4 protein-coding genes are annotated in these 6,311 nt (G+C 46.3%); 3 read left to right on the top strand and 1 reads right to left on the bottom strand.

What is annotated here, in order from left to right:
- Positions 1-456: 456 nt before the first annotated feature.
- Complete coding sequence (locus tag QUB26_RS30840; RefSeq protein ID WP_333321126.1) at positions 457-2,829, top strand: PAS domain S-box protein; 2,373 nt, start codon at positions 457-459, stop codon at positions 2,827-2,829.
- Positions 2,829-4,514 (top strand): EAL domain-containing protein, encoded by a 1,686-nt coding sequence (locus tag QUB26_RS30835; RefSeq protein WP_333243671.1) that lies wholly within the window; start codon positions 2,829-2,831, stop codon positions 4,512-4,514. The genes QUB26_RS30840 and QUB26_RS30835 overlap by 1 nt, the downstream gene beginning before the upstream one ends.
- A gap of 76 nt (positions 4,515-4,590) precedes the next feature.
- Here QUB26_RS30835 and QUB26_RS30830 read toward each other — a convergent pair whose 3' ends face one another.
- Positions 4,591-5,913 carry a J domain-containing protein gene (locus QUB26_RS30830; protein WP_333243674.1) on the bottom strand — a complete coding sequence of 441 codons (1,323 nt, stop codon included), beginning with the start codon at positions 5,911-5,913 and terminating at the stop codon, positions 4,591-4,593.
- A 220-nt stretch (positions 5,914-6,133) separates the two neighbouring features.
- On the opposite strand from QUB26_RS30830, the gene QUB26_RS30825 reads away from it, so the two are divergent.
- Positions 6,134-6,311: helix-turn-helix domain-containing protein (locus QUB26_RS30825; protein WP_333254658.1), on the top strand; the 178-nt coding region annotated here is incomplete at its 3' end.

Here is a 6,311-nt window from a genome sequence, read left to right as displayed (position 1 = left end):
TCCAAAAAGGACGGGCGGGACGCCCATCCCACAATAACAATTAAAATTGTAAGTTATTTAATTCGCGATCCTAAGCGCGTCCTAACGGTCGGGCGCGCTGGCTATATTTACAAATTCCAGATTCCAGATTCCTCGGTGCGTGAATCTACGCAAACAAATATAATAAATTTACAATCCCAGTTATTGTGCAAGCCGATAATTGCGGAATTTATTTTTGCAATACTACAAATAGTTACCGTAAAAATACTGAGTTACAGGCATTATTCAGCTTATTATCAATTTGTGAACTGTTGCCAGAAAGCCTGAGCAAGGAGCATTTTCTGAATCCTTTAAACTAGCTTTAATATATCGCATCTTGGTTGGATGAGTATTCCTGCTAATTGTAATATTTGACTTAAAAAGTTTATGCTTAAAAGATAGGCTGGGGTTAAATATACAGTGCGCCCTAGAGTAACCATGTCACACTGCAACCAATCCATCTGTCGTTCCCGCAATCTCGTAGAAATGTGCGATACGGCTGCCAGTTGGCAGCAAAAAGCCGATCGACTAACGGTAGAATTAAAGACCACCCAGGATCTGCTTCACGCAGAAATCGATCGGCTCAAACAAGCCAACGAAACCCTTCACGCCGCTGTCAGTTGTGCCCCCGTTTTCCTGTGGGCAACAGACAGAGAAGGCAAGTTAACTCTTGCAGCAGGGAAAGGATTAGAAAATTTGGGACTCAAACCAGGTGCAACTGTCGGGCGATCGATTTTTGAAGTTTACAGCAGCCAGCCAGATATCTTAGAAAATATTGCCGAGGTATTAGCAGGAAACGATCGCAATTGGAATGCCCGACAGGGGCATTGTATTCACGAAATTCGATCGGCAGCCCTGCGAGATGGAAACGGCGAAGTTGTCGGCGCAGTGGGTGTTTCTACTGAAATTACCGAGCGCGAGCAGTCCATCGCCACTCTGGAAACGGCAAATCAAGAATTAGAAGACAGACTTCAGCAGCAAACGGCAGTCTTCTATGCAGCACTTGCCGAAAGCGAAAAAAAGTACCGCAACCTCGTAGAAACCTCCCAAGAATTGATTTGGTCGATCGATATTGAAGGCCTCTTGACTTTTGTCAATTCCGCCGCCAAACGCATCTACGGTTACGAACCGCCAGAAATGATCGGACGGCGCTTCACCGATTTTTTAGTTCCCGATCAAGAAAATAGACCAAGAGAAATATTTGCCCAACTTTTAGCGAGAACCAAAATTCAGCCACAAAGCGCTAATTCTCCTTACGAAACAGTACACCTTCGCAAAGACGGTACCCCCGTCCACCTGCGCGTCAACAGCATCGTCAACCAAGCTGAAAACGGCGCTATTTTAGGCTTGTGCGGAACGGCGACAGATATTAGCGATCGCAAGCGATCGGAAGAAGCACTCAAAGAAGCTACAGACCAACTTCGCGCCGTTTTGGATGCCGTACCCGGACTGATTTCTTGGATCAGTTCCGATTTGCGGTATATCGGAGTCAACCAGCACTTAGCAACCTCATTCAACCTGTCTCCTGAAAGCTTTGTCGGTCAAGAAATCAACTTTCTCGACAAAGGCTCGACTTTCGGAGAACTGATCCGAATTTTTTTTAACAGTTCATCTCAGCAAACCTGCCAAGAAATAGAAATAGAAATTAACGGTTTCGTCCGCAACTATTTGATAGTAGCTCAGAAATATCATCAGGGAACCGCAGCAGTTTCTGTAGGAATAGACATTACCGATCGCAAGCGTGCGGAAGCTCTCAAAAACCAATTGATCTGCTCGTTGCAAGAATCAGAACACAAATTTCGCAGCCTTTATGAAGCCACCAGCGACGCAGTAATGTTGCTTGACGAACATGAGTTTTTTGACTGCAACCCCGCCACCTTAAAAATATTTGGCTGTAGCAACAAACAAGAATTTTACGGCAAGCATCCGAGGGAATTTTCCCCGCCATTTCAGCCTAACGGACAAGATTCAGCCAGTTTAGCTGCACAGAAAATGAACATAGCAATGCTCATAGGTAGCTGTCGATTTGACTGGGTACACCAACGACTCGACGGTTCAGAATTTTCTGCAGAAGTTCTGTTAAACGCAATGGAAATTAACGGACAAAAATTTCTCCAAGCTGTAGTACGCGACATTACAGACCGCAAACGGGATGAGGATCAAATCAAAGCCTCCCTCGCCGAAAAAGAAGTCCTTCTCCAAGAAATTCACCACCGCGTCAAAAACAACCTCCAAGTTATTTCTAGCCTGCTGAAACTTCAGTCTCGCTACATTCAAGACAGCCGCGTTAGTGAAATGTTAAAAGAAAGTCAAAACCGAGTCAGATCAATGGCCCTGGTTCACGAACAATTGTATCAATCCAAAGACTTGTCAAACATTGACTTTGCTGAATACATCCAAAATCTCGCCCACAATTTATTCCAAGCTTATGAAAATCATGCAGAAGGCGTCAACTTGCAAACAAATATTGCGCCGTGTTCTCTCAATATTGATACGGCAGTTCCTTGCGGGTTAATTATCAACGAGCTTGTGACAAACGCCCTCAAATATGCCTTTAAAGGACAACTTAAAGGTAAAATTAACATAGATTTCACTTTAGATAATAACAGATTTTGCGTGCTAACCGTGAGTGACAACGGAATTGGTTTTCCTCAAGACTTAGATTATCGCACAGCCCGAACGTTGGGTTTGCGACTTGTGGGGTCTTTAGTCAAGCAAATCCGGGGGGAAATAGAACTGTTAGAAACTGCTGGCACGACTTTTAGAATAACCTTTTCTCAGCCAAAATTGCACTCTAAGGAGAAAATTTAGTGTCCAACAAAAAAATTCTGATAGTTGAAGACGAGAGCATCATTGCGGAAGACATTTCCGACAGTTTGATATCTCTAGGATATAGAATAACTGGGATGGTCTATTCGGGAGAAGAAGCGATTGAATCTGCCGCAAAGTTGCGCCCGGATTTAGTTTTAATGGATGTTAACCTCCAAGGAGAAATCGACGGCATTACAGCAGCGGAAGAAATTCGCTTGCGATTTCAAATCCCGGTAGTTTATCTGACAGCCTATGCCGATGAAACTACTTTGCGACGAGTCAATAGTACAAAACCGTTTGGCTATATTGTCAAGCCATTTGAAGAAAAAAACTTGCATACAACTATTCAACTGGCACTCTACCGACATCAGTATGACAGCTTGACCAACCTGCCGAATCGTTCATTTTTGCGAGAAAAGTTAAGTCGAGTATTAGATGGTCAAAAAGAATTGTCAGGAGTCGTTCCAGTTATCACGCTTAGCTTAGATAAAATCAACCGCATTAACACTACCTGGGGACACGATATCGGCGACTCAGTGCTTTGCACCATCGCCCAGCGGCTAACTAACTGCATGGAAAACATTAATATTGTTGCTCGTTTGGAAGCGGCAGAATTCGCGCTGATTCTTAAACCAGTGGCCGAAAAACAGGATGTGGCTAAGATTGCTCAAAACATTTTAGATATTGTATCCCAATCTATGATTGTCAAAGATTGCGAAGTCTATGTCACTGCTAGTATCGGGATATGCTTGTATCCTGGAGGCGGCACCGACGGAGATGAAATGCTGAAAAATGCTTATATAGCAATGTATCAATCTCAGCAGAAAGGCGGCAATAATTATCATTTTTATAATCCCATAAATGCTAATTATTTCATCAATACAATTCTTCAAGAAACTTCCCTGCGCCATGCTTTAAAAAGCTCAGAATTTGAGATATACTATCAGCCGCAAATAGCAATTAAAACAGGTAAAATTATTGGTGCTGAAGCTTTGGTGCGCTGGAATCATCCAGAACGGGGGCGAGTTTCTCCGGGGGAATTTATTCCAATGGCTGAAGAGATGGGCTTGATTGCGCCGTTGGGTGAATGGGTATTAGAGACTGCTTGCAGGCAAACTAAAACATGGCAAATAGCAGGTTTACCGCCCCTGCGAGTCGCAGTTAACGTGTCAGCCCGTCAATTCGAGCGCAAAAATTTCACGGAAAGAGTCAGGGAGATATTAACAGAAACCGCTCTCGATCCCAAGTGTTTGGAATTAGAACTGACGGAAAGTCTGGTTTTGCAAGACGAAATTGCAGCAGCTAAAGCTTTTACGGTGTGGAAAGAGCAGGGGATTAGGATAGCAATTGATGATTTTGGGACGGGATATTCTTCTTTGAGTTATCCAAAACGCTTTCCGTTTGATGTGATCAAAATTGACAAGAGTTTTATTCGCGATCTTGCAGACGATCGCCAAAATGCAGCGATCACAATAGCGATTATTCAAATGGCACACTGCATGAACATGACGGTGGTGGCTGAGGGGGTAGAAAATAAGCAAGAACTTGATTTTTTGTGCGAGTACGAATGCGACGAAATTCAAGGCCATCTTTTCAGCCCAGCTTTGCCAAGCGCTGAGTTTGAAGCGCTGCTGAAAAGCGATAAGTGCTGGGATTTACATCAATTCCGGTTGCAATCCTCATGACAGTTAACTGTTAACTGTTGACTGTTAACTGTTGACTGTTGACAACTGCCCACTGACAACTGACAACTGAACTAATTCAAAAAAATCGATCGCCCAACCAAGTTCCCAGCCACAGCCCAAAACCGGAAGTAGCCACCAACAGGATAACCGTATAAAGCCCGCTGCCAGTGTGGATCAACCTTTCTGCAGCTACCATCCGCGCCACAACTCCCGCAATAATGCCGATCCCAGCCCAAGCCCCATAAACAGTCTTAGATCCGGCGATAGCCAAGGCTTCGACGATCTCCCCCGAACCCGCCCCAGCAAAAACCCCCGCCCACGCCCCAATCCCCAGCCCGATCGCACCTCGGAGCCCGACGGGGCCGCCAGAATGCACACCTACTTCCGCCACCAGCCCGCACGTCAAGCCGACAATCGCCCAACACGCGGCAGTCACCAACGCCTTAACCCAATTCCCAGAAACCGTTCCCGCCATCAATCCCACCACTGCCACCACTCCCCCTACAGCCAACACAACAGCCACAGCCCGATACTCGGCCTCGGAACTGGCGATCGCCCCCAAACCAGCCCCAACTGCGGCCCAAGCAGCCCCTGTTACCATTCCTCCCGCCTGAAAACCAGCGATCGACCCCCCCACCGCCCCAGCCAAAACTAACGCCGCCAGCCACACTCTAGGCGTTGGCGAACCCTCCGCCAGCAAAATCGCGGCCCACAGCCAATCTGCACCGCAGATTAAAGCCCACATCCACAGCGGGGCGGCTGATTTCGTCAAAATCCAACCGGTCAAAGCGTAACTCACCACGGCGATTGCCAGCGGCCACCAAGGGAAGCTTGAATACTGTTGAGATGGGCGCACTTCCCTCGGCGGGATTCGTGGTTTTGAGTATTGAGTGGAAAATTCTGTTTTCCTTCTCGAAGTAAGCTTTCGATAGTTTTGAGATCGCCCTGCTTTCCTCGCAACGCTTCGCCCTGGTTGCTTTGTGCCCCGCCACCCTGGGCGACTGTGAGTGGTAAATCGTTTCTTTCTTGAAGAGGTTTTTTGAGTTAGAAATTTTTTGGAGGCGGCTTTTGGGCGGGTTTGACGGCGCTCTTGACCAGGCCTGGCGGCTGATTTTGCAGAACGCCTTCTCAGGGGTTTTTCCGGCGCAGGCGGTGGTGGCTGCTGAAACTGTTGTTCGATCGACCTCGATTCAGGCTGACTCAGAAACAACACCAACTCCTGGTAAGCTTCATTAATTTCTGTTAATCTTTGGTGAGCTTTTTGTTGCAGGCGATCGTTGTGGGCAAACCGATCGGGATGCCACACAAACGCTAAATCCCTGTAAGCGCGCTTAATTTCTTCTAAGGAAGTTCCAGGCTCAATTTCGAGGATTTCGTAGCATCGATTAATGTCAGCCATAGGCTTCGATCGGCAGGTGTTGGTAAATTTGCGTGAAGCGCAGCTATCCCGACGAGCGGGAATCCCACTTAACTCCTCGCTCCTGTTGTCCCCCGCTATAACTGTACCCAGTTTAGCGGTGGGATGAAAGGCAGGGAGATTGTAGGTACGGAAATCTCCAAATCTTTATCTTTGTAGCTGTTTTACTGGAATGTGTATAATACAGTAAGGAGGTAATGAGATGCTGCATACTGCTATCAAGGTTCGACTTTATCCAACATTAGAGCAACAAGCCATACTGTCTCAGCACTTTGGCTGTGCCAGATGGTGGTGGAACTATGCTCTAAATAAGTCAATTGAGACTTACAAAGAAACGGGTAAAAGCCTTGGTCAGTCAGCACTCAATGCCTTTTTACCAA

Source organism: Microcoleus sp. B4-C1 (genome assembly GCF_036705285.1).
Taxonomy (GTDB): Bacteria; Cyanobacteriota; Cyanobacteriia; order Cyanobacteriales; family Microcoleaceae; genus Microcoleus.
The sequence above is the reverse complement of the archived record's forward strand: the minus strand, read 5'-3'. Positions and strand labels throughout refer to the sequence as shown.

Coding starts and splice junctions, on each gene's coding strand:
- QUB26_RS30840 (WP_333321126.1), top strand. CDS start 457: ATGTCACACTGCAACCAATCCATCTGTCGTTCCCGCAATCTCGTAGAA.
- QUB26_RS30830 (WP_333243674.1), bottom strand. CDS start 5,913: ATGGCTGACATTAATCGATGCTACGAAATCCTCGAAATTGAGCCTGGA.